Consider the following 25,590-nt stretch of genomic DNA (forward strand, 5'->3'; position numbering starts at 1 on the left):
TTCATCCTGGATCTTTCAACCACCACGCATGCGAGGAAATTCATGACCATTTCGATTGGCGACAAGCTGCCTGAGGCCACGTTCAAGACGATGACCGCCGACGGGGCCAAGAACCTCACCACAAACGAAATCTTCGCCGGCAAGAAGGTCGTGCTGTTTGCGGTTCCTGGCGCTTTCACGCCGACCTGCAGCAACAACCACCTGCCCGGCTATGTCGAGAACCATGACGCCATCATCGCGCGCGGCGTCGACACCATCGCTGTCGTTGCGGTCAACGACGTCCATGTCATGGGCGCCTGGGCGCGTTTCAGCGGCGGTGAAGGCAAGGTGCTGTTCCTCGCCGACGGCAGCGGCGATTTCGCCCGTGCGACAGGTCTCGACCTCGACCTGTCGGCAGCCGGCATGGGCTTGCGTTCGAAGCGGTTCTCGATGGTCGTCGAAGACGGCAAGGTCACGCAGCTCAACGTCGAAGGCTCGGCCGGACAGGCGATCGACTCCGGTGCTGCCAAGATCCTTGAGCAGCTCTGAAACTGCCCTTGCGCGTCGTCAGCCCTTGGCGGCGCGCAATCCGGCAGGTGGTCCGCTGCGTCCGGTCTTGAAGGGCGCCATGCCCTCGCGCGCCAGTTCGTCAGCGCGCTCGTTTTCGGCATGGCCGGCATGGCCCTTGATCCAATGCCACGTCACCTTGTGACGCTTGTTGGCCTCGTCAAGCGCCTGCCACAGCTCGCCATTCTTCACCGGCTTCTTGTCGGCCGTCTTCCAGCCATTCTTCTTCCAGCCGTGGATCCACTTGGAGATCCCGTCCATGACGTATTTGCTGTCGGTGTGCAGATCGACGGTGCACGGCTCCTTCAGCGCGTTCAGCGCCGAAATCGCCGCGAGCAGCTCCATGCGGTTGTTGGTCGTCTCGGCCTCGCCGCCGCACAGTTCCTTGGTCTTGCCGTTGTAGCGCATGATCGCGCCCCAGCCGCCGGGGCCCGGATTGCCCGAACAGGCTCCGTCGGTGAAGATCTCGATGTGCTTTGTCATTTCAGGCCGTATTCTTGTGCGGACTTGATCGTCCGGTGGAAGCGAAGGCGGCGGATATATTCCGACGGGTCACGCTTCATGACCAGCCCGCCATCCGGGACCGTCAGCCAGTCGTAGAGCCGCGTCAGCATGAAGCGCAGGGCCGAGCCGCGCGCCAGGATGGGCAGTGCCGCCTTCTCGTCACCGCTCAGCGGGCGGACGCTCTGGTAGCCTTCCAGGAGTGCCGTGCCCTTGGTCAGGTTGAAGGAAAAGTCCTTCTCGAAGCACCAGGCATTGAGGCAGGTGGCCAGATCGTAAGCGTAGATGTCGTTGCAGGCGAAATAGAAGTCGATCAGGCCCGACAGCTTGTCGCCGAGGAAAAAGACGTTGTCGGGAAACAGGTCGGCATGGATGACGCCCGAAGGCAGGTCCTTTGGCCAGCTTTTCTCGAATTCGGCGAAGTCGGCGTCGACTTCCCTGGCAAGGCCCGGCTCGACCTCGTCGGCGCGCGGGTGGGCTGCGTCCCACAGCTTGCGCCAGCCATCGATGGCGAGCGAATTCGGACGCGTCATCGCAAAATCCTGGCCGGCGATGTGCAGCTCGGCCAACGCCCTGCCGACCTCGCGACAATGCACGGCCTTGGGCCGGCGTAGCCACATGCCCTCAAGGAAGGTGATGATCACGGCCGGGCGACCGGCAAGCGTGCCGATGACATTGCCGTCCTTGCCGTCGACCGGCAGCGGGCAGGACAAGCCCTTATGGGCAAGGTGCTRCATCAGCCCAAGGAAGAACGGCAGGTCCGATTTTTCGACCCGCTTCTCATATAGCGTCAGGATGTACGACCCGGTCGTCGTGTGTAGCAGGAAATTGGTGTTCTCGGTGCCCTCGGCAATGCCCTTGTAGGACAAAAGCTCGCCGACCGGATAGTTGCGCAGGAACGCTCCGAGCTCGCCCTCGCCGACGTCGGTATAGACTGCCATCAGCCGTTACCGTTGACGAAGGCCATGTCGGCTGGCGTCAGCTCGACGTCGCGCAATACCCGCATCACCGGAAAGTCCTCCGTCTCGGTCGCCGTTATCGCGAGTTCCACATTCACCTCGAAGCGCTCACGGAAAGCGTTGATGATCTCGTCGACGATGATCTCCGGTGCCGAAGCACCGGCCGACAGTCCCAGCGTAGCGATGCCGCCTATGTCGTTCCACGGTATCTCCGACGCGCGCTGAACCAGCAGCGACATCTTGGCACCTGCCCGCTCGGCGACTTCGACGAGACGGCGCGAATTGGACGAGTTGGGCGCGCCGACAACCAGGTAAAGGTCGGATCCTGGGGCCGTCTCCTTCACCGCGTCCTGGCGGTTGGTGGTGGCATAGCAGATCGATTCGGCGGCAGGCGCCTGCAGCGCCGGGAACTTTTCCTGCAGCGCCTTCAAGATGCCTGCGGTGTCTTCGACAGACAGCGTGGTCTGGGTGACGAAGCCGAGCTGTTCGGGATCCACTGGGGCAAAATTCTGAACGTCGGCTTCGGTCTCGATCAGCGTGACCGCGCCATCGTTGAGTTGCCCCATGGTGCCGATCACTTCGGGGTGGCCGGCATGGCCGATCAACAGCACATGGCGGCCCTTGCGCTGATGGCGCATCGCCTGCTTGTGCACCTTGGAGACCAACGGGCAGGTTGCGTCGAGATAGAAAAGATTGCGCGCAACCGCATCGGCCGGCACCGATTTCGGCACGCCATGGGCGGAAAACACCACCGGCGCATCCTGGTGTTCGACGGGGATTTCGCTCAGCTCTTCGATGAAGACCGMGCCGAGGTTCTGCAGCCCCTCGACAACATAGCGGTTATGCACGATCTCATGGCGGACAAAGACCGGCGCGCCGTATTTCTTCAGCGCCAAAACAACGATCTGGATCGCACGGTCGACGCCTGCGCAAAAGCCGCGCGGCTGGCAGAGCCTGATTGTCAGGGGCGGTTTGGTAAGCGTCTGGGGCATTTAATCCGGTTCTTCATTCAGTGCCGAAATGATGTCTGCAACCCCTTGCTGTCAAGGGAGACCCGCTGTCATTTGCCTTCGGGCCGGCGCATCAGCCAAAAGCCCATGACACCCAAAAGTGCAGCCGCAAGCCCATACCATGTCACGGCATATTGCAGGTGGTTGTTGGGCATATCGACCATGGTGACGCCGCCGACCGGCAGGCCACCTGGGTTGGCCGTATCGTCGGCATCGACGAAGAATGGCAGCACGACAGCACCTGACGGCAGACCTGCGGTCGCAGCCATCACGTCGCGATCCTTCCAGTAAAAGATGTTCTTCACCGGGTCGTTGTCAGGCACCAGGGAACCGGGCTTGCCATCGAGCGGGTTGCGCGCGAGGCCTACGATGTTGACCGGCCCCGTCACCTGGCCGACCGGCCGCTTGGCCGCATTCTTGAAATCGTAGGGAACGAAGCCGCGATTCACCAGGACGAAGCGGCCATCTTCCAGCTTGAGCGGGGTGTAGACGTAAAAGCCCGACTGGCCTTCCCAGGTGGCGAAGAAATGCCGCTCGCCTTCGTGAGCAAAGGTTCCCGAGAGCGTCACCGGCCAATAGTCGACATCGCTGGTGGCGCGGAACTTCACTTCCATCTCGGACAATGGCAGCGGTTGGGACTGCGTGCGTTCGGCGATCTGGGCGATCAGCTCCTCTTTCCAATAGAGGCGCTGGACCTGCCAGCTGCCGAGCGCGATCAAGAGCGCGAAAGCAATGGTGCCGAGCACGAGCATCAGAACAAGCCCGGAGCGGCGCGCCGGGGCAGACATGGTTTTCTGGTCGCTCATTCGCCCTTGTCCAAACGCCCTTCGGCGGCCTTGTTACGGTATTGCAGGGTAATCAGTACGCCCTTGATCAGCCGCAGTGAGCCGAGGCTGAGGATCAAGGTCAGCGGTATCCAGAGCAGCAGGTGAAGCCACAGCGGCGGCGCCAGCGTCACCTCCATCCACAAAGCGAGACCGACGACCACGAAGCCGATGATCAGGATGACGAACACCGCCGGTCCGTCGCCAGCGTCGGCGAAGGAATAGTCGAGCCGACAGACGCCGCATTCCTTGCCGACGGTGAGGAAGCTCGAAAACAGCTTGCCCTCGCCGCAGCGCGGACAGCGTCCCTTGAGCCCGGCCGCGATCGGATCGACCGGCGGCCAGATCGCCTTGTCGTCACTCATGGATTTATCTCAATGGGAGTGCCGTCTTCGACCATCTGCCAGATCTCCGCCATTTCCTCGTCGGTAACGGCGATACAGCCATTCGTCCAGTCGAACATCTGCACCAGCCAGGACCACCAGCCATACCCGTTCGGTTGGCCGTGGATCATAATCATTCCGCCGGGATCGACACCTGCTCTCTTTGCCGCAGCCACGTCGTCGGCATTGGGATAGGAGACGTGGATCGATCGGTAATAGCCGCTGCCGGGGTTCCGCCAATCAAGCACATAGCGGCCTTCTGGCGTGCGCTCGTCGCCTTCCTGGCCTTTGTGGCCAACCGGACTGGCACCGAGCGCGACAGCATAGCTGCGAACCACCWTGTCGCCTGATACCAACTCCAGCCGGCGCTCGGACTTGGCCACCCGCACCAGGTCGATGACGTCGGCTGAGGCAAACGCCGTTGAGGCGACAAGGGCAATCAAAGGGAGGGCGAAGCGGCAAATCAGCATGCTTGGTGGTTGCCGCAGAAAAGCGCCAAAAAAGAGAAGGCGGCCGCGTTGCCGCGACCGCCTTGCATCAAGAACCGGATCGATCAGTGGCCGGCAGCGATGGTGGCGCCCGCCGAACCCCAAACATAGATCGCGGTGAACAGGAACAGCCAGACCACGTCGACGAAGTGCCAGTACCAGGCAGCCGCCTCGAAGCCGAAATGCTGCTTCGGCGTAAAGCCGCCACCCATGGCGCGGAACAGGCACACCAGCAGGAAGATCGTGCCGACGATGACGTGGAAGCCATGGAAGCCAGTCGCCATGAAGAAGGTCGCGCCGTAGATCGAGTCGCGGAAAGCGAACGGAGCGTGGATGTACTCGTAGGCCTGCACGAAGGAGAACAGGATGCCGAGGCCGACCGTCAGCGCGAGGCCGTTGACCAGGCCCTTGCGATCATTGTTCAGCAGCGCGTGGTGCGCCCAGGTCACCGCCGTGCCCGAAAGCAGCAGGATGATGGTGTTGTAGAGCGGCAGGTGCCAGGGATCGAGAACCTCGATGCCCTTCGGCGGCCAGACGCCGCCGGTGAACTCGGCGCGCATCACCTGGTGAACTTCGCCAGGGAACAGTGCAGCGTCGAAGAAGGCCCAGAASMAGGCAACGAAGAACATCACCTCGGAGGCGATGAACATGATCATGCCATAGCGCAGGTGCAGCGACACGACGCGCGTGTGATGCCCCTCATTGCCTTCCTTGATCGTGTCCGACCACCAGCCGAACATGGTGTAGAGCACGATCAGCAGGCCGATCGCGAAGATCCAATAGTTGGCGTTCGCGGCGTTGTAGCCGAAGATCGGGAAGACGCTGCCTTTCAGGTGCTGCATCCAGGCGACGCCGCCGAAAGCCATGACGAGCGCGCCCAGCGAGCCGAGGAACGGCCACGGGCTAGGATCGATGATGTGATAGTCGTGTTGTGGTTTCGCGTGCGCGTCTGCCATATCAGCCCCCGGCTTTTCCGTCGGAATTAACATTTTTCGCTTCGCCGTCAACCTTTGGCGCGGCTGCTACGGGCTTTTCCCCCTCAATCGGGAAAAAGGTATAAGACAAGGTTATCGTCCTGAGGTCCTTGAGATCGGGCTCGTTGACGATCGCCGGATCGACAAAAAAGACGACCGGCATATCAAGCGTTTCGCCCGGCTTCAGCGTGGTGTCGCTGAAGCAGAAGCACTCAACCTTGTTGAAATAAGCGCCTGCCAGTTCTGGCGTGACGTTGAACGTCGCGCGGCCTTGGGTCGGCTTGTCGAAGACGTTCTTTGCCGTGTAATGCGCCTGGGTCGTTTCGCCGATCTTGATCTTGACGTCGCGCGCGACCGGCTGGAACTGCCAGGGCAATCCACCCGAAATATTGGCGTCGAATCGGATGGTGACCTCACGATCGAGGATCTTGTCGGAATACTGCTCCACGCGCTGGGTCGTGCCGCCATAACCGGTGACCTGGCAGAACATCGCGTAGAGCGGCACAGCGGCATAGGCCATGCCAACCATACCACCGACAAAAGCGATGCACATGCCGGCAACCTTGCGGTTGGAGCTCTGCTTCTTGGCCTCGGCCTCGGTCTCGTTTGTCATGCCATTGCTCATAGCGAGCGGTCCAGGATGGCCGGGCCGAACTTCGCTATCGTGGCGAGATAAAAGATGATGACAAGTGCCGCGAGCGCCAGGCCGATGGCGATGTTGCGGCTGCGCCGCGCTTTCTTCTGCTTGTCAGTGAGCGTGACGAAATTGTTGTCGGACATATCATGCGCCTCCAAGCGCAAAGACACGCTCGATGACGCTGTCAGCCAGATAGGCCGCAAAGATCACGAACAGGTAAAGCAGCGAGTAGCCAAACAGCGCCTTTGCGGGCTTCATCACCCGGTCGCTGTCGGGCATGCGAAGCACCTTCCAGGCATACCAGACAAAGCCGATGCCGAGCGCCAGCGCAACCACGCCGTAGCCGATGGTGGTATAGCCGAGCAGCCAGGGCGCCACGCCAATGGGCGCAAGCAGCAGCGAATAGGCAAATATCTGCCGGCGCGTCGACGCTTCGCCGGCGACGTTCGGCATCATCGGGATGCCGGCGCGCTCATAATCCTGCGACTTGAACAGCGCGAGCGCCCAGAAATGCGGCGGCGTCCACAAGAAGGTGATCAGGAAGAGCACGAAGCTCTCGAAGCTGACCGACCCGGTAATGGCGGCCCAGCCGATCATCGGCGGCAGCGCACCGGCTGCGCCACCAATGACGATGTTCTGTGGCGTCCAGCGCTTGAGCCACATCGTGTAGATGACGGCGTAAAAGAAGATGGTGAAGGCGAGCAGTGCCGCCGACAGCCAGTTGATGAGGACGCCGAGCGTCATCACCGAAAGGACCGACAGCACCAGACCGAAGGTCAGCGCCTCATGCGGCGTCACCTTGCCTGAAGGCACCGGCCGGTTGGCGGTGCGCGTCATGACGGCGTCGATGTCGGCGTCGTACCACATGTTGAGGGCACCCGAAGCGCCGGCACCTATGGCGATCGCTAGGATCGCAACGACGGCGAGTAACGGGTTGATGGTCTCGGGCGCGGCAACCATGCCGACAAAGGCAGTAAAGACCACCAGTGACATCACACGCGGCTTCAGCAGGGCGAAGAAATCGCCAGCCGTCGCCTCCGACATGCGGATGGTTTGGTCTTCAAACCGGTTGTGGACAAGGGCCATGCGTACTTACGTCCAGTCGTTCCGTTTGGCCGAAACCGCCGGTCTGGCCGGCGGCCTCGTAGTTCAGTCAGCGACTTACTTGATCTTCGGAAGCTGTTCCCACTGATGGAAGGGCGGCGGCGAAGGCAGCTGCCATTCGAGCGTGGTCGCACCCTCGCCCCAGGGATTGGCACCAGCGACGCGCTTCTTGGAGAAGGCTTCGAAGACGCCGAACAGGAAGATCAGCACGCCGACGGCGGAGATATAGGAGCCGTAGGACGACACCATGTTCCAGCCGGCGAACGCATCGGGATAGTCGATGTAGCGGCGCGGCATACCGGCAAGGCCAAGGAAATGCTGCGGGAAGAAGACCAGGTTCACGCCCACGAACGTCACCCAGAAGTGGGTGTTGGCGATCGCCGACGAGTACATGTAGCCAGTCATCTTCGGGAACCAGTAGTACCAGGCCGCGAAGATCGCGAACACGGCACCCAGCGACAGCACGTAGTGGAAGTGCGCGACGACGTAGTAGGTGTCGTGCAGCGAACGGTCGAGACCGGCGTTGGCCAGCTGCACGCCGGTGACGCCACCGACGGTGAACAGGAAGATGAAGCCGATCGCCCAGATCATCGGGGTCTTCATCGAGATCGAACCGCCCCACATSGTSGCGATCCASGAGAAGATCTTCACGCCCGTCGGMACSGCGATGACCATCGTGGCGAAGACGAAGTAGCGCTGCGTGTCGAGCGACAGGCCGGTGGTGTACATGTGGTGMGCCCACACGACGAAGCCGACSRCRCCRATGGCGACCATSGCGTAGGCCATGCCGAGGTARCCGAAGAYCGGCTTCTTSGAGAAGGTCGACACGAYGTGGCTGAYGATGCCRAAGSCCGGCAGGATCAGAATGTACACTTCCGGGTGACCGAAGAACCAGAACAGGTGCTGGAACAGGATCGGATCGCCGCCGCCTTCAGGCGCGAAGAAGGTCGTGCCGAAGTTGCGGTCGGTCAGAAGCATGGTGATGCCACCTGCCAGAACCGGCAGCGAAAGCAGCAGCAGGAAGGCSGTSAYCAGCAYCGACCAGRCRAASAGCGGCATCTTGTGCAGCGTCATGCCCGGRGCGCGCATGTTGAAGATSGTSGTGATGAAGTTGATCGCACCCAGGATCGACGACGCACCAGCGATGTGCAGCGACAGGATCGCGAGATCCATCGCAGGACCAGGCTGACCCGAGGTCGACAGCGGCGGATAGATCGTCCAGCCACCACCCACGCCATGGGCGCCAGGAGCGCTCGGCATGAATGCCGACAGGATCAGCAGGATGAAGGCCGGCGGAAGCAGCCAGAACGAGATGTTGTTCATGCGCGGGAACGCCATGTCAGGCGCGCCGATCATGATCGGAACCATCCAGTTGGCAAAACCGCCGATCAGCGCGGGCATGACCATGAAGAAGATCATGACCAGGCCGTGCGCCGTGGTGAAGGCATTATACATGCTCTTGCCGGCGTCGACCGCGGCATCGCCGTTGACGCCATAGACCATCTCGGCCAGGCCGCTGAAGATCTGAACGCCTGGCTCAGCGAGCTCCCAGCGCATCATCACCGACAAGAAGCCACCCACGATACCCGCGAAAATCGCGAAGATCAGGTACATCGTACCGATATCTTTGTGGTTGGTCGAATACACCCACCGAACCCAGCCCGTCGGCCTGTGGTCGTGATGGTCGTGAGCTGCAGCGCCTGCCATGTTCCGCTCCGTTCCCTGATCTTATCTACCGCGGCTCAGTTGCCGGCGGCCGCAACCTTGGCCGCACCATCCGTCGCAGCCATCAGCGCCTTGTTGGCACCTGGCAGGTCGGACTTCGCAGCAGCAAGCCACGTGTTGTATTGTGCGTCGGAGACGACGCGAATTGCGATCGGCATGTAGGCGTGATCCTTGCCGCAAAGCTCGGAGCACTGGCCGTAATAGAGGCCTTCCTTGTCAGCCTTGAACCAGATCTCGTTGATGCGACCCGGCACCGCGTCCGTCTTGATGCCGAAAGCCGGCATGGCGAAGGCGTGGATGACGTCGCTAGCGGTGACCAGGACGCGAACCATGGTGCTGACGGGAACGACAATCTCGTTGTCGACGGCGAGAAGACGCGGATAGGCCGCCTTGTCTTCCTTGCCGGCAGCGGCGCGATCACCTTCGGCGAGCATCGCCGAGTTGAAGGAAAGCGGCTCGGCGTTCTGGTACTCGTAGTCCCAGTTCCACTGGTTTGCGGTCGCCTTGATCGTCAGCTTTGCCTCTTCCGGCGGCGAGTACTGCGCGGTCAGAAGCTGGAAGGACGGGATCGCCAAAAACAGCAGAATCACAACCGGACCGACGGTCCAGATGACCTCGATCAGCGTGTTGTGGCTGGTACGTGACGGAACTGGGTTGGCGCTCGCCCGGAACCGCCAGATGCAATAGGCCAAGAGCGCGAGCACGAAGAGCGTGATCGGGATGATGAACCAAAGCGTGTAGCGCTCGAACCAGGTGATCTGTTCCATGATACCGGTCGCGGCCGGCTGGAAGGTAGTCTGCCAAGGCGTCGGCTGTGCCGCATAGGCCGCGACGCTGGCAAGGGTAGCAGTCGCCGCGACGGCGCTAGCAAAGATCTTTCTCATCGCCCTCTGTATCTCCCATTTCCATGCGGGCGTAGCCGCAAGGACATCCTGCCGCTCCGGGACGGGAATCCCAGAGACGTTCGGAGGTTCAAACCATACTCTCTTTCCAACCGCAAGGAAGCAGAGGCGTAACCCATGCGGCATTTTTGCGCGCAGGCACAGAGGCTGGCGCCGCGACGCGTTTGGCGCTAGTTGAAGAACGCGCAGGCGGAGCGGCTATTCGCCCGCTTTGTGCTGCCATGCCCTGGAAAGGCGTCGCAATTCGGGCCAAATTGGGCTCGAATGTCTGGAAAACCTTAGATTGCGGGATGGCGATGGCGCTGTCTTGTTATTTACTTGCTGCCTGCACGACCTAAATTGTCGTGATTCGCAATGGAGCCGTGATGAAGTCTGGGCTGTTTAAAACCTTGGCGAAGGTGTTGGTCGCCGCTGCCTGCGTGGTTCCCATGCAGGCCGGCGCGCAGCAAAGCGGCACGGTAAAGTCCACCCATGGCGCCTGGTCGATCATCTGCGACACGCCCGCGGGTGCCACCAACGAACAATGCGTGATGATGCAAAACGTCATCGCCGAAGACCGCCCGGAGATGGGGCTGTCGGTGGTTATCCTGCGCACCGCCGACAACAAGGCCGAGATCCTGCGCGTGCTCGCCCCGCTTGGCGTGCTCCTGCCCAACGGCCTCGGCCTCAATGTCGACCAGAAGGACATCGGCCGCGCTTATTTCGTGCGCTGCTTCCAGGACGGCTGCTATGCCGAGGTGATCCTCGACAAGACACTGCTCGACACGCTGAAAACAGGCAAATCGGCCACCTTCATCGTCTTCCAGACCCCCGAAGAAGGCATCGGCATCCCAGTCGACCTTAACGGCTTTGGCGAAGGTTTCGCCGCGCTGCCGTAAGCGTTTGGCGCCGGAGACATTGTCCGGAGCCCTCGCGTCGCCTACATCGGGGTGAACACATTCACCTTGCATATGAGGCGACGCGCCATGACCAGCCTTCTCAGCCAGTTCGACATATCAGAAGACCGCGTACGCCAGATCGTCGCCGAGACGATCGAGGGCGCCGACGACGGCGAATTGTTCCTCGAATATAGCGAGGGCGAAGCGCTGATGTTCGACAATGGCCGGCTGAAGACGGCCAGCTTCAACACCGACCAGGGTTTTGGCCTGCGCTCCGTTGCCGGCGAGGCAACCGGCTATGCGCATTCGAGCGACCTCTCGGAGTCGGCGTTGCTGCGTGCCGCCGACGCGGTCTCCGCAGTCAAAGGCGGCTATTCCGGCACGCTTGCCGCAGCCCCCGCACGCACCAACTCTCATCTCTATGGCGAGGAAAACCCGATTTCCTCGCCCTCTTTCGAGGCCAAGTCCAAGCTGTTGCAGGAAATTGACTCGTGGCTGCGCGACAAGGATCCGCGCGTCCGCCAGGTCACGGCATCGCTTGCCGCTTCGTGGCAGCATGTCGAGATCCTGCGCGGCGACGGCCAGGTGGTGCGCGACATCCGCCCGCTGGTGCGCATGAGCATTTCTGTTGTCGTCGGCGACGGCGACCGCCAGGAAAGCGGCTCATACGGCGCGGGCGGACGCAAGAGCTTCGACGAGTTCCTGACCGAGGAAAGCTGGAAGGATGCGGCCGGCCAAGCACTTCGCCAGGCGCTGGTCAATCTGGAGGCCATCCCCGCCCCTGCCGGCACCTTCGACATCGTCTTGTCGAGCGGCTGGCCGGGCGTGATGCTGCATGAGGCCGTCGGCCACGGCCTCGAAGGCGACTTCAACCGCAAAAAGACCTCGGCCTTTGCCGGCCTGCTGGGCCAGCAGGTCGCGGCCAAGGGCGTCACCGTCGTCGATGACGGCACGATCGCCGAACGCCGTGGCTCGCTCACCGTCGATGACGAGGGCACGCCGAGCGGCCGCAACGTGCTGATCGAGGACGGCAAGCTTGTCGGCTACATGCAGGACCGCCAGAACGCGCGGCTGATGGGCATGAAGGCGACCGGCAACGGCCGCCGCGAATCCTATGCGCACCAGCCGATGCCGCGCATGACCAACACCTACATGACCTCAGGCGACATGACGCCGGAAGAGATCATCGCTTCGGTCAAGAACGGCATCTATGCCGTATCCTTCGGTGGCGGTCAGGTCGACATCACCTCGGGCAAGTTCGTATTCGGCTGCACCGAAGCCTACATGATCGAGGACGGCAAGGTGACCCAGCCGATCAAGGGCGCGATGCTGATCGGCAACGGCCCGGACGCGATGCACCGGGTCTCGATGGTCGGCAACGACATGAAGCTCGACACCGGCATCGGCATGTGCGGCAAGGCCGGCCAGGGCGTGCCTGTCGGCGTCGGCCAGCCGCATCTCAGGATGAACCAGATGACGGTCGGCGGCACGCGGGTTTAAGGTCGGCAAGGCGCGCTGGGCGCGCCTTCACCGCCTCTTTTTCGGCTTTTCCAGCAGGGCTACGGCCTCGACATGATGCGACCAGAGGAACTGGTCGATCGGCGTCACAGCCTTTAGCGTATAACCGCCGTCGATGAGAATGCGCAGGTCCCGTGCGAGCGTCGCCGGATTGCAGGAGACGGCGGCCACCATCGGCACGTCCGAGCGGGCAATCTGCTTGCACTGATCCTCGGCACCGGCGCGCGGCGGATCGAAGACGATGCCGTCAAAAGCGTTCAGCTCCTTGAAGGTCAGCGGACGCCGGTCGAGGTCGCGGCGCTCGACTGTGACGCGCTTCAAGCCATTGGCGAAGCGGAAGCCGCGATCGAGCGCTGCCAATGCCGGCGCGTCGCCCTCCACCGCGTGAACCTCGGAGTTAGCCGCGAGCCTGAGCGCGAAGGTGCCGCAGCCCGAATAGAGGTCGGCGACCTTCTTGGCCTTGCGCATATGGCCGGTCACGAGTGCCGCCATCGCACCCTCGGCCTCGCCCACTGCCTGGACGAATGCGCCCGGCGGCGGCGTCACTGTCGCTGCACCAAAGGTCAGCATCGGCTTGACCGGCTCGACGATGATCTCACCGTCGATGGAGAGCCTTGCGATCTTGGACTTGATGACAAAATCGGTCGCGGCACGGCGGATCGCTTCGGTCGGCTTACCGCAATCGGCAGCCGCCACGTCGAAACCGGATTCAGTCGCGGTGATCAGGAACCTGAAGGGCTTCGACGTATTGGCGATGATGCCGGCCAGGTGACGCAGGACAGCACTCGCCTCGACGATTTCCGGCAGAAGGACGGGGCATTCCTCGATGTCGACGAGGGTATGGGAAAACGCCTGGTTGTAGCCGAGATGCAGTCCGGTTTCGGTGTTGCGTGCTGTAAAGGCCGCGCGGCGCCGGCTATGCGGCGGACAGGCAATCAGATCGCCAACCGGGACCTCGATACCCCTCGCCTTCAGCGCCTGGACCACAAGGCCGCGCTTCCAGTCGCGATAGGCGCTGTCTTCAAGATGCTGGATCGCGCAGCCGCCGCATTCGGTGAAATGGCGACAAGCGGGCTCGATTCGTTGAGGTGACGGCTCGATGATCGCGAGCAGCTGCGCGCGGTCCTTCTCGCGCGCTGCGGTCACCGTCTCCCCAGGCAGCGCGAACGGGATGAAGATGTGCCCGCCATTGGCATCGACGACGCCGTCGCCATGCGCGCCCAGCCGCGCAATCTCGAAACGAGTCGTCATTGGTCTTTCACTCCACCGAGCAGATATTCGCGGTTGCCGTCACCGCCTTCGAGCGGCGAGGCGCAGATACCGAGCGCGCGCCAGCCCGGAATGGCGTCGAGCCACAGTCGCAATTCTTCAGCCATGCGCGGCCCATCTTCAGTATTCTTGAGCAGCCCGCCCTTGCCGATCGCCTCGCGCCCGGCTTCGAACTGCGGCTTGACCAGAAAGACGCCCTTGGCGCCTGTAGCTGCCAGATCGAGCGCATTGGGCAAGGCCAGGCGCAACGAAATGAAACTGACATCCGAAACCAGGAAATCAGGCTGCCGACCGCCAAGATCATCTGATGTCAGATTGCGGGCGTTGAGCCCTTCCAGGCACGTCACGCGCGGATCGCCCCGCAGCATCGGGTGCATCTGGCCATGACCGACGTCGATCGCCACGACCTGGGTTGCGCCGCGTTCCAACAGCACTTGGGTGAAACCACCGGTCGATGCGCCAACATCAAGCGCCTGGCTGCCTGCAGGATCGAAACCGAAATGGTCGAGCGCGGCAATCAGCTTGAGCGCCGCCCGGGAGACATAGGCCTGGGCCGGATCATTAACGTCGATGACCACGTCGGCGGCTACGGTCTGTCCGGGCTTCTTGGCCAATTGGCCATCAACTGCTACAGCACCGCGTGCCACCGCATCGCGGGCGCGCGAGCGGCTCGCAAACAAACCGCGGCCGACGAGCAATTCGTCGAGCCGCAGGCTGGTCCCGGAGCGCTGCGCGTCCGATTGGACGCGCAAAGGGGCTCCAACGTCTTGTATCTGCGCATCGTGCTTTCCGGAAATCGATTTCGATTTCCGGGCCGATGCGCGGGCTTGCCTTGAGATTTCCATGGCTTTCAATGGCGAATGCGCGCCTGCAAGGCAAGCGCTCACTCGAAATGCTCAGGCGCGGACGGCGTGGGCCGACTTGCCGAGCGCTGCGAAGACGGCTCGCACGATGCCGCCTGAATCAAGGCCGGCATCGACATACATCTTGTCGGGATTGGCGTGGTCGACGAAGCTGTCGGGCAGCGTCAGCGCACGCACCTTGAGGCCGTTGTCGAGCAGACCGTTGCGGGCGAGGAAATCGAGCACCTGGCTGGTGAAGCCGCCGACCGAGCCTTCCTCGACCATGACCAGCACCTCATGCGAGCGCGCCAGGCGGCGGATCAGATCCTCGTCCAGCGGCTTGGCGAAGCGCGCGTCGGCGACAGTTGTCGACAGGCCGGCAGCACCGAGTTCCTCGGCGGCGAGCAGGCATTCCTTGAGGCGCGTACCGAACGACAGCAGTGCGACCTTGGTGCCTTCCTTGACCACCCTGCCCTTGCCGATCTCCAGCACCGAGCCGCGCTCGGGCATGTCGACACCGACGCCGTTGCCCCGGGGATAACGGAACGAGATCGGGCCTTCGTCATATTCGGCGGCCGTGCGCACCATGTGGCGCAACTCCGCCTCATCGGCGGCTGCCATGACGACGAAGTCAGGCAGCGAGGCGAGATAGGTCGTATCGAAGGCGCCGCAATGGGTCGGCCCATCCGCGCCGACAAACCCGGCTCGGTCGATCGGGAAACGAACCGGCAGCTTCTGGAKGGCGACRTCRTGCACGACCTGGTCGTAGSCGCGCTGCAGGAAGGTCGAGTAGATCGCAACAAACGGCTTGTAGCCTTCCGTGGCCAGGCCTGCGGCAAACGTCACCGCATGCTGCTCGGCGATGCCAACATCGAATGTGCGTGACGGAAACGCTTCGCCGAAAAGATCAAGGCCGGTGCCCGAAGGCATGGCGGCAGTGACGGCGACGATCTTGTCGTCGGCGCGCGCTTCCTGGAGCAGGCTTTCGGCAAACACCTTGGTGTAAGCAGGCGCGTTGGCAGGCGCCTTGGCCTGGGCCCCGGTGATGACGTCGAACTTGTTGACACCATGGTACTTGTCGGAGGCAGCTTCAGCGGGCGCGTAGCCCTTGCCCTTCTGGGTCACGACATGGATCAGCACCGGGCCGGTGCCATTGTCACGGACGTTCTTCAGCACCGGAATCAGATGCTCGAGATTGTGGCCATCGATCGGGCCGATGTGGAAAAAGCCCATCTCCTCAAACAGCGTGCCACCGGTGACAAAGCCGCGCGCATGCTCAACGGCACGGGTGATCGCACGGTCGACGCGGCGGCCGAGATATGAGGTCAGCTTCTTGCCGAGCTCGCGCACACCGGCATAGGTGCGGCCAGATGCGAGACGCGCCAGATACGCGCTCATCGCGCCCGCCGGCGGTGCGATCGACATGTCATTGTCGTTGAGGATGACGATCAGGCGCGCGTCGAGCGCACCGGCATTGTTCATCGCTTCATAGGCCATGCCGGCCGACATGGCGCCGTCGCCGATAACGGAAATGACGTTGTTGCGGCCACCGCTGAGGTCGCGCGCGACCGCCATGCCGAGGCCTGCGGAAATCGAGGTTGACGAGTGCGCAGCACCGAAAGGATCGTATTCGCTCTCGGAGCGCTTGGTGAAACCGGAGAGACCGTTCTCCTGGCGCAGCGTGCGGATGCGGTCGCGTCGGCCGGTCAGGATCTTGTGCGGATAGGCCTGGTGGCCGACGTCCCAGATGATGCGGTCGTCAGGCGTGTCGAAGACATAATGCAACGCAACCGTCAGCTCGACCACGCCGAGGCCAGCACCCAGATGGCCACCCGTCTGCGACACCGCGTCGATCAACTCGGCCCGCAACTCGCTGGCCAGTTGCGGCAGCTGGCTCTCATCGAGCGCGCGCAGGTCGGACGGCAGGCGGACCTTGTCCAGAAGGGGCGTTTCAGGTTTTGCGTTCATCACTCAGCACTAACATCAATTAACCTTTGGCAGATACGTCCACGGGCTGCGAAAGTAAATGCGTGGAGGTGACGCGGCTCAGCTTTCAGGCAGCGGAATGAATTCTTCCTCGTCGCCAGGAACGATATCGAAGCGCCCGGTCTTCCATTCGTTCTTGGCCTGCTCGATGCGTTCTTTCGACGAGGAGACGAAATTCCACCAGATGTAGCGCTTGGAACCCAGCGACGCGCCGCCGAACAGCATGAAATGCGCACCGGTCTCAGAGCCAACGACGATCTCGTCGCCGGGCCGAAACACCAAAAGCCGCTCGGGCGGAAAACGGTCGCCCAAAATGTCGAGCTCGCCGTTGAGCGTGTAGATGGCGCGCTCCTCGGCATCGGCAGGGATTTTGATCCTTGCACCGGGCGCGAGCGAAATGTCGGCATAAAGCGTGTCGGACGCCGCCCGCACAGGCGAGCGCAGCCCCTTGAAGTCCCCGATGATGAGGCGACCGGTGGCGCCGTCGGCAGCAAATATCGGCAGGTCGGCGTAGCCAGTATTTTCAAACAGCGGCGCTACCTCTTCCTTGCCGTCAGGCAGGGCCAGCCACGTCTGCAGGCCAGACACCGACATCGGCGCGCCGCGCAGTTCCTCGGGCGTGCGCTCGGAATGCACGATGCCCCTGCCCGCCGTCATCAGGTTCACGTCGCCCGGCGCGATGACCATCTCGGTGCCGAGCGAATCGCGGTGCCTGATCTTGCCGTCAAACAGGTAGGTGACGGTCGCAAGCCCGATATGCGGATGCGGCCTCACATCGAGCGCGTGGCCGGCACGCAGGATCGCCGGGCCCATGCGGTCGAAGAAGATGAACGGCCCGACCAGTCGGCGCTTGGCCGTCGGCAAAGCGCGGCGGACCTGGAAGCCGTCGATGTCCTTGGCGTTGGGGATGACCATCAGTTCGATGGCGTCGCAGGAAAAAGCATCGCCTGGCGTTGGGTCGGGTGCGGGAAAAAAGCTCATGGCCATATCCTAGAGCGCTAGGAGCGCGAATGTCACCAAGCGTAGCACAACACTCAGGCAAACCTCAGAGCCGAGCGTGCCTTCGCCTTGGCGGCTTCTTCCTCGCGATTGCGCGGATGTTGGTGCGTTTCCATCGAGTGCAGCAAGTCGTGCGCTGCATCAGTGATCCTGTCGACCGCGCGGTTGAACGCTTCTTCGTTCTTCTTTGCGGGTTTTGTAGAACCGCTCAGCTTGCGGACAAACTGCAGTGCGGCGTCGCGGATCTCGTCATGCGTTGCCGGCGGATCGAAATTGAACAATGTCTTGATGTTGCGGCACATCGCCTGCTCCCGGGCTTTCCACCAATTGGGCACCTCATAACTGGGCGCAATGTGCCACGAGGTCAAGCTGAGCGCCTGCCGGTGCGAACACGTGTCACCCAAATATCAGGGCGCCCGCGCCAAGGAGAAGCGCGCTGTAGGTTCCCACCATGCCGGGCGCGCTCAACGGCGTCCTTCCCGTCATCATCCCCGCAATGTGCAGGCAACGGCCAACAACCAGCAACCCGGCGATGGCCCACAGCATCGCCACCGGGGTCTGACGATATTCGGCCAGCGCGAGCAGGATCAGGGCAAGCGGCACATATTCGATGAAGTTGCCCTGGGCACGGATGCGCCGCATCAAGGTGGTGTCCTCACTCAGGCCGATCTTAACCCCGACCTTCTTGCGCCGCAGGCTTACCGCAATGCTCATGACGACCAGAGCTACAGCCGCGAGCGCGGCGGTCGTCGACGTTATCGGCAGCATGGCTTTCCCTCCCAACCGGACTTTGCCCGGTCAGCTAATCATTTTTCACTTGCATTTTGCAAGTTAAAATCCATCCTGTGGTGATGACCCAGTTCCGTTCCGCATGCCCCATCGCCTCGGCGCTCGACATCGTCGGCGACAAGTGGTCCCTTGTGATAATTCGATCGATGGTGATGGGCGCGACCAGCTATTCGGATTTCCTGTCAACGCCGGAAAAGATCTCGACCAATATCCTGGCGGAAAGGTTGCGCCGTCTGGAAGACGCCGGCCTCATCGTGCAGGCACAATCACGCCAAGGCGCAACCCGGGGCGCCTATGCGCTGACGGCGAAAGGGGCGGCACTTATTCCCGCCCTGCAAGAGCTTGCCCGCTGGGGTGAAACGCAGCTACCGGACCGCTGGGCAGCACCGGAACGTTTCTATGCGGCACGGCCCGACGATTTTACGGGCCATGGCGGGGGATCAACGGACTGAACGGGATGTCGCTCACTCCGCGTCGAGCGGTTCGGTGCCAACCGGCTTGCCGTCGCGCGACAGGCGAATCTTTTCGACCTTGTCTTCGGCTGCCTTCAACAGGCGGTCGCAATGCGCCTTCAGCGCCTCGCCGCGCTCATAGATCTTGATCGACTGGTCGAGCGGCACGTCGCCGCGCTCAAGATCGTCGACGATCTTTTCCAGTGCGGCCAACGCCTGTTCGAAGCTCATCGCCTTGATTTCGTCATTGGGCTCAGCGGCCATGGTTCATCCTTTCATCAGGCGTGTGACGTGGGCGGCCACCGAAAAGGCCAGCCCGTGAAGATCGTAGCCACCTTCCAGCAGGCTGATAAGGCGATTGCCGGAATGGCTTGCAGCACTATCCATCATTTGGCCGGTCGCCCAGTCAAAATCGGCCTCGGTCAGATTGATCTCGGCCAGCGGGTCGCGGTGATGCGCGTCGAAGCCGGCTGAGATGATGATCAGGTCGGGCGCGAAACGCTCGAGAGCGGGCAAAACGCGCGTGCGGATCGCCTCGCGAAAATGATCGCTGCCGGTGTTCGGCGCGAGCGGCGCGTTGACGATGTTGCCCGCCCCGGTCTCGTTTTTGGCGCCGGTGCCGGGAAACAGCGGCATCTGGTGCGTCGAGCAATAAAGCACTGATGGATCGTCCCAGAAGATGTCCTGGGTGCCGTTGCCGTGATGCACGTCCCAATCGACGATCGCTACCCGCTCGGCACCGTGCTTGCGCTGGGCGTAGCGCGCGGCAATCGCCGCATTGTTGAACAGGCAAAAACCCATCGCCGTGGTCTTTTCGGCGTGATGGCCCGGTGGGCGCGAGGCGACAAAGACGTTGTCGATCTTGCCGGAGAAGACATCATCGACGGCGGCATTTGCAGCACCGATCGCCGTGAGAGCCGCCTGCCAGCTTTTCGGGCTCAGCGTGGTATCGCCGTCGATCGTAGCCAACCCTTCCGTGGGCACCCGCCGGCGGATGTCTTCGACAAATTTCTCGGGATGAACGGAAAGAATCGTCTGCTCGTCTCCCATGGGTGCTTCGGCACGATCGAGCATTTCGAAGGGCTCGTCGTCGAGCGCGCGCTCGATGGCACGCAGCCTGTCGGGACGCTCGGGATGCCCTGGCGTCGTCAGGTGCTCCAGATAGATGGGATGGGAATAGAGCCGGGTGGTCATCACCCCACCTTATCAGCAATGGCCGGCCAAACCATGCAGTACCTGTCAAACCCCTGGGGAAATCGGCTACGTGATGCCGGTGCCGACCGAGGAGAAGTGAAGTTCAATTGGGGGCTGGCCGTTGAGCAGGAGCCCCTCCATGAGCGCTCGGAAAGCCTTCACCGCTTTCTCAGACGTCGCGCCGGGGTCCTCGGAGGTGGCGATCCACTGCGCTGCGTACAGCGAAGCGCCACTGATCAGCCGCGCCATCGCTTCCGGGTCGATATCACGTATGACGCCCTCCTCCTTGAGCGCAGCGAGGTTCTTCGTGATCGCCAGGATACAGGCGTTGGCATTGGGCCATTGCGCCGGATCACCGAGGACTGCCGGGCCGTCGCGCAACACGATGCGCTGAATTTCCGGTTCCAGCGCCATTTCGACATAGGCGATGTTCTCGTCGACGAAGCCCTGCCAGCGGGTCCTGGCCCTGGCGGAGATGGCGCTGAGGCGTAGCGACATTTCATGGTCGATCTGGGCCACGACGGCCTCGAACAGGCCCTTCTTGTCTCCAAAGTGATGGTAGAGCGCGCCACGCGTGAGCCCCGCCTCGGCGGTGAAATCGTCCATCGATGCGTTCGCGTAGCCCATCGTCGCGAATGCCCGCCGCGCGGCAGCAATCAACTTGGCACGTGTTTCAGCAATCATCTCGCTGCGGGGTTTGTGCGCCATCTTCATCGCTCATTCCTTGCCGCGCCGCCTTCACACACGCCGCGTATTTTTCTTCACATACGAAGCGTATGGTAATTGACATACGCGACGTATGCAATTATTTCCTTCACATACGCCGCGTATGTAAGTGGCAGACCCTCAAATTGCCAGGAGTGCTCCGATGCACAATCCTTATGGTGAGATTTTCAGAACCCCGGGAGCCAAAGGCTTCGCAGCGGCCGCCTTCATCGCCCGGTTGCCGATTGCCATGGCCCCCATCGGCATAGTCGCGATGCTGTCTCAGGCGGGTGGTGAATATTGGCTGGCCGGCGCCGTCGCGGCCACGTTCGCCTTGACCAATGCCTTTGCCGCCCCGCAGATTTCTCGCCGGATCGACCGTCTCGGCCAGACTGCCGTGGCCGTACCCACCACGATCATCTCCGTCATCGCCTTTGTCACATTGCTCATTGCAACACGTTATGACTGGCCGGCCTGGACGCTGTTCGTCTCGGCCTTCCTGGCGGCGGCCATGCCAAGCGTGCCAGCGATGGTTCGGGCGCGCTGGACCGAAATCTTCCGCAATCGGCCGGAACTCAACACGGCCTTCGCCTTTGAATCGGTCGCCGACGAAATGGTCTAAATCGCCGGCGCCTCGCTTTCCGTCGGCCTGAGCGTTGCCTTGTTCCCGGAAGCCGGCATGCTGGCCAGCACGCTGTTCCTGGCCCTCGGCATGGCAGCCTTCATCCTGCAACGGTCCAGCGAACCCAGGGGCAGGGACCCGGAACGTGCAAGCGGCGGCTCGGCGATCATGTTGCGACCCGTTCAGATCATCACGCTGGCGCTTGTCTTCATCGGTACGATCTTCGCCGCCGCTGAGGTCGCCGCCGTTGCGATCACCAAGGAACTTGGCCAGCCGACCGCCGCCAGCCTCGTCATTGGCGTCTACGCAGCCGGTTCCCTCGTCGTTGGCCTGATTGTTGGCGCATTGAACCCCAAGGCACCGAAACAGCGCCTGCTCGCCATCTCGATCGCCATCGTGGCACTGACCACCTTGCCGTTGCTGGTCGCCGACACGGTGCCGCTGCTCGCACTCGCCATTTTCTTCAGCGGCGTGGCGATCTCGCCGACCTTCATCATGGCCTTCGGCCTGATCGAACGGCGAGTGCCGGAAGACATGCTGACCGAGGGTATCACCTGGGTGATGGCCGGCATGGGCATCGGCATGGCGCTGGGTGCGTTCGTAACTGGTTGGGTGGTCGACAATTTCGGTGCGCAGAACGGCTTCTGGGTATCCGTGGCCGCAGGCACGATTTCCCTTGTGATCGTTCTTCTGGGCCAGAATACGCTTGCGGGCGAACACGAGGTCGAGTTACCGCAGCCCACACCACAAGCCGCGGAATGAGGCCCACTGGATTCCAGGCCTCCCGACAGCACCAATGAGCCGCCGCATCTGGCGGCTACGCCGCCTTCGAAATCTCAGTTATCTCCGTCCCCCGGGTGACTTCCATGCGTAATCCCTATAGCGAAATCTTCAAGGCCCCCGGCGCCAAGGCATTCTCGGCTGCCGGCTTCGTCGCGCGCGTGCCGATGTCCATGGTCACGCTTGGCATTGTGACCATGCTGTCCGAAGCCCGTGGCGAGTACTGGTTGGCCGGCGCCGTCGCCGCCGCTTTTGCCCTTTCCAGTGCCGTCATCGCACCGCAGGTCGCCAGGCTGATCGATCGCTATGGCCAGGTCCGCATCCTGCTGCCGAGTGCTGCCATGGCAGTGATTGCCCTCTCCGGGCTGATGCTCGCGACGCGCTACGACGCGCCCACCTGGGTGCTCTTCGCCTTCGCGATACTCGCAGGCGTAGCGCCGATCATGGGCGCCATGGTGCGCGCGCGCTGGACCGAGATCTATCGCGACACGCCACATCTGCACACGGCCTTCGCATTCGAATCGATCATGGACGAAGTGATATTCATGACCGGCCCGATCGTTGCCATCGGCCTCAGCGTCGGCTTTTTCCCAGAGGCCGGTCCTCTCGTCGCGACCGTGATGCTCGCCGTGGGCAGCCTGCTCTTTGCCGCCCAGCGCTCAACCGAACCGCAGGTGCACGCACAGGACCACGGAGACGGCCAATCCGTGATCTGGCTTGGTCCCGTCCAAATTCTGGTGCTGACCCTGATCGCCATCGGCGCCATCTTCGGCACCGCCGAAGTTACTGCCGTGGCCTTCGCCGAGGCCCAGGGCAACAAGGCCTCGGCAGGCTTTGCGCTTTCCGCCTATGCTGCCGGCTCGCTCGTCGCCGGCCTCGTATTCGGCGCCATGAAGCTCAAGATGCCGCTCGCCCGGCAGCTGCTGATCGCCATCGCGCTCGCCGCCCTGACGACGCTACCGCTGCTGGCAGTTAACAACGTGGCGGTGCTTTCGGTCGTGCTGTTCCTGGCGGGCGTTGCCGTCTCGCCGACCATCATCCTGTCGATGGCACTGATCGAGAAGGTCGTCCCCTCTTCCAAGCTCACCGAGGGCATGACCTGGGCTGTCACCGGCATCAGCATCGGCATGGCCGTAGGCTCGTCGGCCTCAGGCTGGATCATCGATCAAATGGGCGCAAGCAGCGGCTTCATGGTTTCGCTTGTCGCGGGCTTCATCGCGCTGGTGATCACCTTCCTCGGTCAGCGGCCGCTCGTGCGGTCGCTGCGAATTGCCCCCCCTGCAGTGCAGGCGGCGGAATAGGGGATCTGTCCGTCGGCCCCGCGACCGTTTGCTGAGAGGCTCAGACGTGTCGCGGAGCACCGTCCCAGCGTGACGCCTCGCCCGAGCCGAAGGCCTTTTCCTTCAGTTCGCCAAATTTCGACGACGCCTCTTCCAGCCTGCGGTCCCATTCTGGATTGGGCACCTGGCCTTCGATGATCTTGAAATAGACCTGCATCAGCGAGGCGACCGCAAAAGGTTCGATCAGCGCCGATTTGAACGCCCAGGCAAACACGATCGCCAAAACGAAAGCCCAGCCCCCGAGTTCACCCGGCATGAAGTAGAGGATGGCGCCGGCTGGTGCGAGCATCAACAGGAAGATCGCCAGCGACACGCCCCACACGACCAGCGACAGCCAGATGGCATTTTTGACCATGGTCTTGCCGTTTTGGGCATACAGCACAACGCCCTGCCGCGCGCTCTGCCAAGGCGAAGTGCTGCCGATGCGGATATTGTAGCCCAGGATGATCTCGTCGACATAGGTCAGCGACATGCGGATAACGGTGTTGACGAACCTGGCAAGTCCGTTGAGCCCCGGGATTGGCAGGAAGGCGGCAACGCCGCCGACCAGGCCGGTGATCGCGCGGATCACCCCCTTCACCAGCTGATCGAGAACAAACAGGACGCTCGCCTCGCTGAAGCGGGCAGTGACGACCTCGCGGCCATAAGAAATCTGGTCCTGGCCGCCGGGGATTTCGCGCCCGTCGATCAGATGGACCATGACGGCGATGTGGCCGGCCTTGACGATGTAGAGGATATATTCGCGGATCCAGTAGACCGCGATCGAGACCACGCCGAAGCCGGCGATGCCACCCCACAGCGCGAACGATATCGCGCTGTCAAGGTCGGCGGTGGCGTGACCCAAACCGTAGCCGAAGCCGGCGCCCGTCCCCGTCGCCACGATATAGGCAAGCGTGATGCCGAAATAGACGACCATGCGTAGCACGATGAACGGCCAGGTGCGCACCATGATCGCCAGGCTCTGGCCTATGCTGAAATCCCACATCCCCGACTCTCCCCCCAGAGAGAGCAAGAGAATGCGCCGTGGCTAGCGGAAGTCAATCACCTCACAGAGGCGTCGGAGATCAGCGGATTTCAGTCTTGGCGATGCGGATACCAAAACCTTCGAGGCCGACATAGTGGCGCTCGCGCGAGGCGATCAGGTTGATCGAGGAAATGCCGAGGTCCTTGAGGATCTGCGCACCGAGACCGATCTGGCGCCATTCGTCCTCGCGGTGACGCGCCTCTTCGTGGTCTTCGCGTTCCGCTGTCGGGCGGTTGCGGCCGAGATTGGAAACACCGACCGAACCTTCACGCAGGTAGACGATGACGCCTCGGTTGCACTCACCGAAGGTCTTCATGATGTCGCCCAAGCGATTGCTGGTGCCGAACACATCGGTAACCACATCTTCGGTGTGCAGGCGCACCGGCACGTCCTCGCCGTCGCGAATGTCGCCGAAGACGATGGCGAGGTGATGCATGACGTCCCAGGGCAGCGTGTAGGTGATGGCTTTCGCCTTGCCCGCCGGGGTTTCGATGTCGAAGCTGTCGACACGCTGGATCAGCGTCTCCTGGCGCTGGCGATAGGCGATGAGATCGGCGACCGAAACCTGCTTGAGACCGTTTGTCTCGGCAAAGGCAGCGACCTGCGGGCCACGCATGACCGTGCCGTCGTCGTTCACCAGCTCGGAAATGACACCGACCGGCGGCAGACCGGCGAGCTTGCACAGGTCGACGGCGGCCTCGGTATGGCCCGAGCGCATCAAGACACCGCCTTCGCGCGCGATCAGCGGGAAGATATGGCCGGGACGAACGAAATCCGAACCGCCGACATTGCCATTGGCAAGGTTGCGCACGGTCAGCGTGCGGTCCTCGGCGGAGATGCCGGTCGACGTGCCGTGCTTGAAGTCGACGGAAACGGTGAAGGCCGTAGTGTGCGCCGAATCGTTGTCGGCAACCATCGGCGCAAGGTTGAGGCGCCTTGCGTCTTCCTTGAGCATCGGCGTGCAGACGATGCCGGAGGTGTGGCGCACGATGAAGGCCATTTTCTCGGCCGTACAGTGAACGGCGGCAACGATCAGGTCGCCTTCGTTCTCGCGCCCGTCGTCGTCCATCACGACTACGATCTCCCCGCGCTCGAAGGCTCTCAGCGCTTCGACGACTTTCTTCTGATCGTAGGCCATG

28 protein-coding genes and 1 pseudogene are annotated in these 25,590 nt (G+C 62.3%); 6 read left to right on the forward strand and 23 right to left on the reverse strand.

The window, feature by feature from the left end; translation table 11 throughout:
• Positions 1-42: 42 nt before the first annotated feature.
• Positions 43-528, forward strand: a complete 486-nt coding sequence (locus tag AC1DWF_RS00315) for a redoxin family protein (protein ID WP_476781502.1) — start codon at positions 43-45, stop codon at positions 526-528.
• A gap of 18 nt (positions 529-546) precedes the next feature.
• Here the strand turns inward: AC1DWF_RS00315 and rnhA are convergent, their stop codons facing one another.
• From rnhA to coxB, 12 genes are all read right to left on the reverse strand, one after another.
• A complete protein-coding gene (gene rnhA / locus AC1DWF_RS00320) occupies positions 547-1,029 on the reverse strand; it encodes a ribonuclease HI (RefSeq protein ID WP_476781501.1) in 483 nt (160 codons plus the stop codon).
• Positions 1,026-1,988 (reverse strand): homoserine kinase, encoded by a 963-nt coding sequence (locus AC1DWF_RS00325; protein WP_476841375.1) that lies wholly within the window; start codon positions 1,986-1,988, stop codon positions 1,026-1,028. The genes rnhA and AC1DWF_RS00325 overlap by 4 nt, the downstream gene beginning before the upstream one ends.
• On the reverse strand, positions 1,988-2,998 hold the full coding sequence (gene ispH, locus AC1DWF_RS00330) for a 4-hydroxy-3-methylbut-2-enyl diphosphate reductase (RefSeq protein ID WP_476841376.1): 1,011 nt from the start codon (positions 2,996-2,998) through the stop codon (positions 1,988-1,990). Before ispH ends, AC1DWF_RS00325 begins: the two co-directional genes overlap by 1 nt.
• 68 nt (positions 2,999-3,066) lie before the next feature.
• A complete protein-coding gene (locus AC1DWF_RS00335) occupies positions 3,067-3,822 on the reverse strand; it encodes an SURF1 family protein (protein ID WP_476781498.1) in 756 nt (251 codons plus the stop codon).
• Entirely contained in the window at positions 3,819-4,205 is a 387-nt protein-coding gene (locus tag AC1DWF_RS00340) for a DUF983 domain-containing protein (protein WP_476781497.1), read from the reverse strand. Before AC1DWF_RS00340 ends, AC1DWF_RS00335 begins: the two co-directional genes overlap by 4 nt.
• On the reverse strand, positions 4,202-4,693 hold the full coding sequence (locus AC1DWF_RS00345) for a L,D-transpeptidase family protein (RefSeq protein ID WP_476841385.1): 492 nt from the start codon (positions 4,691-4,693) through the stop codon (positions 4,202-4,204). The genes AC1DWF_RS00340 and AC1DWF_RS00345 overlap by 4 nt, the downstream gene beginning before the upstream one ends.
• An 83-nt stretch (positions 4,694-4,776) precedes the next feature.
• On the reverse strand, positions 4,777-5,667 hold the full coding sequence (locus AC1DWF_RS00350) for a cytochrome c oxidase subunit 3 (protein WP_476841377.1): 891 nt from the start codon (positions 5,665-5,667) through the stop codon (positions 4,777-4,779).
• Position 5,668: 1 nt separating this feature from the next.
• The gene (locus AC1DWF_RS00355) at positions 5,669-6,298 is read right to left on the reverse strand and encodes a cytochrome c oxidase assembly protein (protein ID WP_476781494.1); all 630 of its coding nucleotides are present in this window, start codon (positions 6,296-6,298) and stop codon (positions 5,669-5,671) included.
• A gap of 8 nt (positions 6,299-6,306) precedes the next feature.
• Positions 6,307-6,465 (reverse strand): hypothetical protein, encoded by a 159-nt coding sequence (locus AC1DWF_RS00360; protein ID WP_476781493.1) that lies wholly within the window; start codon positions 6,463-6,465, stop codon positions 6,307-6,309.
• A gap of 1 nt (position 6,466) precedes the next feature.
• A complete protein-coding gene (locus AC1DWF_RS00365; RefSeq protein WP_476781492.1) occupies positions 6,467-7,408 on the reverse strand; it encodes a heme o synthase in 942 nt (313 codons plus the stop codon).
• A 75-nt stretch (positions 7,409-7,483) separates the two neighbouring features.
• Positions 7,484-9,133, reverse strand: coding sequence for a cytochrome c oxidase subunit I (gene ctaD, locus AC1DWF_RS00370; RefSeq protein ID WP_476841378.1), 1,650 nt, complete (start codon positions 9,131-9,133; stop codon positions 7,484-7,486).
• 35 nt (positions 9,134-9,168) lie between these two features.
• Positions 9,169-10,035, reverse strand: coding sequence for a cytochrome c oxidase subunit II (gene coxB / locus AC1DWF_RS00375; protein WP_476781490.1), 867 nt, complete (start codon positions 10,033-10,035; stop codon positions 9,169-9,171).
• A 383-nt stretch (positions 10,036-10,418) separates the two neighbouring features.
• On the opposite strand from coxB, the gene AC1DWF_RS00380 reads away from it, so the two are divergent.
• The gene (locus tag AC1DWF_RS00380; RefSeq protein WP_476781489.1) at positions 10,419-10,931 is read left to right on the forward strand and encodes an invasion associated locus B family protein; all 513 of its coding nucleotides are present in this window, start codon (positions 10,419-10,421) and stop codon (positions 10,929-10,931) included.
• A gap of 87 nt (positions 10,932-11,018) precedes the next feature.
• Positions 11,019-12,431 carry a metalloprotease TldD gene (gene tldD, locus AC1DWF_RS00385; RefSeq protein WP_476781488.1) on the forward strand — a complete coding sequence of 471 codons (1,413 nt, stop codon included), beginning with the start codon at positions 11,019-11,021 and terminating at the stop codon, positions 12,429-12,431.
• A gap of 27 nt (positions 12,432-12,458) precedes the next feature.
• Here tldD and AC1DWF_RS00390 read toward each other — a convergent pair whose 3' ends face one another.
• The 6 genes from AC1DWF_RS00390 to AC1DWF_RS00415 all read right to left on the reverse strand — a co-directional run bounded on the left by AC1DWF_RS00390 (position 12,459) and on the right by AC1DWF_RS00415 (position 18,313).
• Entirely contained in the window at positions 12,459-13,700 is a 1,242-nt protein-coding gene (locus tag AC1DWF_RS00390) for a class I SAM-dependent RNA methyltransferase (protein ID WP_476781487.1), read from the reverse strand.
• Positions 13,697-14,470 carry a TlyA family RNA methyltransferase gene (locus AC1DWF_RS00395; RefSeq protein WP_476781486.1) on the reverse strand — a complete coding sequence of 258 codons (774 nt, stop codon included), beginning with the start codon at positions 14,468-14,470 and terminating at the stop codon, positions 13,697-13,699. The genes AC1DWF_RS00390 and AC1DWF_RS00395 overlap by 4 nt, the downstream gene beginning before the upstream one ends.
• A 144-nt stretch (positions 14,471-14,614) precedes the next feature.
• Positions 14,615-16,528 carry a 1-deoxy-D-xylulose-5-phosphate synthase gene (dxs, locus tag AC1DWF_RS00400; protein ID WP_476841379.1) on the reverse strand — a complete coding sequence of 638 codons (1,914 nt, stop codon included), beginning with the start codon at positions 16,526-16,528 and terminating at the stop codon, positions 14,615-14,617.
• A 78-nt stretch (positions 16,529-16,606) separates the two neighbouring features.
• Positions 16,607-17,527: a pirin family protein gene (locus AC1DWF_RS00405; RefSeq protein ID WP_476781484.1), complete on the reverse strand. Its 921-nt coding sequence runs from the start codon at positions 17,525-17,527 to the stop codon at positions 16,607-16,609.
• Positions 17,528-17,580: 53 nt separating this feature from the next.
• Positions 17,581-17,847 (reverse strand): DUF2277 domain-containing protein, encoded by a 267-nt coding sequence (locus AC1DWF_RS00410; protein ID WP_476781483.1) that lies wholly within the window; start codon positions 17,845-17,847, stop codon positions 17,581-17,583.
• Between the two features lie 94 nt (positions 17,848-17,941).
• Positions 17,942-18,313 carry an MAPEG family protein gene (locus AC1DWF_RS00415; RefSeq protein ID WP_476781482.1) on the reverse strand — a complete coding sequence of 124 codons (372 nt, stop codon included), beginning with the start codon at positions 18,311-18,313 and terminating at the stop codon, positions 17,942-17,944.
• An 83-nt stretch (positions 18,314-18,396) separates the two neighbouring features.
• Here AC1DWF_RS00415 and AC1DWF_RS00420 point away from each other — a divergent pair, with 83 nt between their 5' ends.
• On the forward strand, positions 18,397-18,786 hold the full coding sequence (locus tag AC1DWF_RS00420; RefSeq protein WP_476781481.1) for a winged helix-turn-helix transcriptional regulator: 390 nt from the start codon (positions 18,397-18,399) through the stop codon (positions 18,784-18,786).
• Between the two features lie 12 nt (positions 18,787-18,798).
• On the opposite strand, the gene AC1DWF_RS00425 is transcribed toward AC1DWF_RS00420, so the two are convergent.
• From AC1DWF_RS00425 to AC1DWF_RS00435, 3 genes are all read right to left on the reverse strand, one after another.
• Positions 18,799-19,050, reverse strand: coding sequence for an exodeoxyribonuclease VII small subunit (locus AC1DWF_RS00425; RefSeq protein WP_055978295.1), 252 nt, complete (start codon positions 19,048-19,050; stop codon positions 18,799-18,801).
• A 3-nt stretch (positions 19,051-19,053) separates the two neighbouring features.
• Complete coding sequence (locus tag AC1DWF_RS00430; protein WP_476787521.1) at positions 19,054-19,980, reverse strand: histone deacetylase family protein; 927 nt, start codon at positions 19,978-19,980, stop codon at positions 19,054-19,056.
• A 66-nt stretch (positions 19,981-20,046) separates the two neighbouring features.
• Complete coding sequence (locus AC1DWF_RS00435; RefSeq protein ID WP_476781518.1) at positions 20,047-20,688, reverse strand: TetR/AcrR family transcriptional regulator; 642 nt, start codon at positions 20,686-20,688, stop codon at positions 20,047-20,049.
• 160 nt (positions 20,689-20,848) lie between these two features.
• On the opposite strand from AC1DWF_RS00435, the pseudogene AC1DWF_RS00440 reads away from it, so the two are divergent.
• Positions 20,849-22,069: pseudogene (locus tag AC1DWF_RS00440) on the forward strand (MFS transporter).
• A gap of 104 nt (positions 22,070-22,173) precedes the next feature.
• Entirely contained in the window at positions 22,174-23,388 is a 1,215-nt protein-coding gene (locus AC1DWF_RS00445; RefSeq protein WP_476787522.1) for an MFS transporter, read from the forward strand.
• 40 nt (positions 23,389-23,428) lie between these two features.
• On the opposite strand, the gene AC1DWF_RS00450 is transcribed toward AC1DWF_RS00445, so the two are convergent.
• Complete coding sequence (locus AC1DWF_RS00450; RefSeq protein ID WP_476784279.1) at positions 23,429-24,412, reverse strand: hypothetical protein; 984 nt, start codon at positions 24,410-24,412, stop codon at positions 23,429-23,431.
• 79 nt (positions 24,413-24,491) lie between these two features.
• Positions 24,492-25,589 (reverse strand): 3,4-dihydroxy-2-butanone-4-phosphate synthase, encoded by a 1,098-nt coding sequence (gene ribB, locus AC1DWF_RS00455; protein ID WP_476787523.1) that lies wholly within the window; start codon positions 25,587-25,589, stop codon positions 24,492-24,494.
• Between the last annotated feature and the right edge of the window lies 1 nt (position 25,590).

It is taken from the genome of Aminobacter sp. P4_D5, assembly GCF_056401815.1.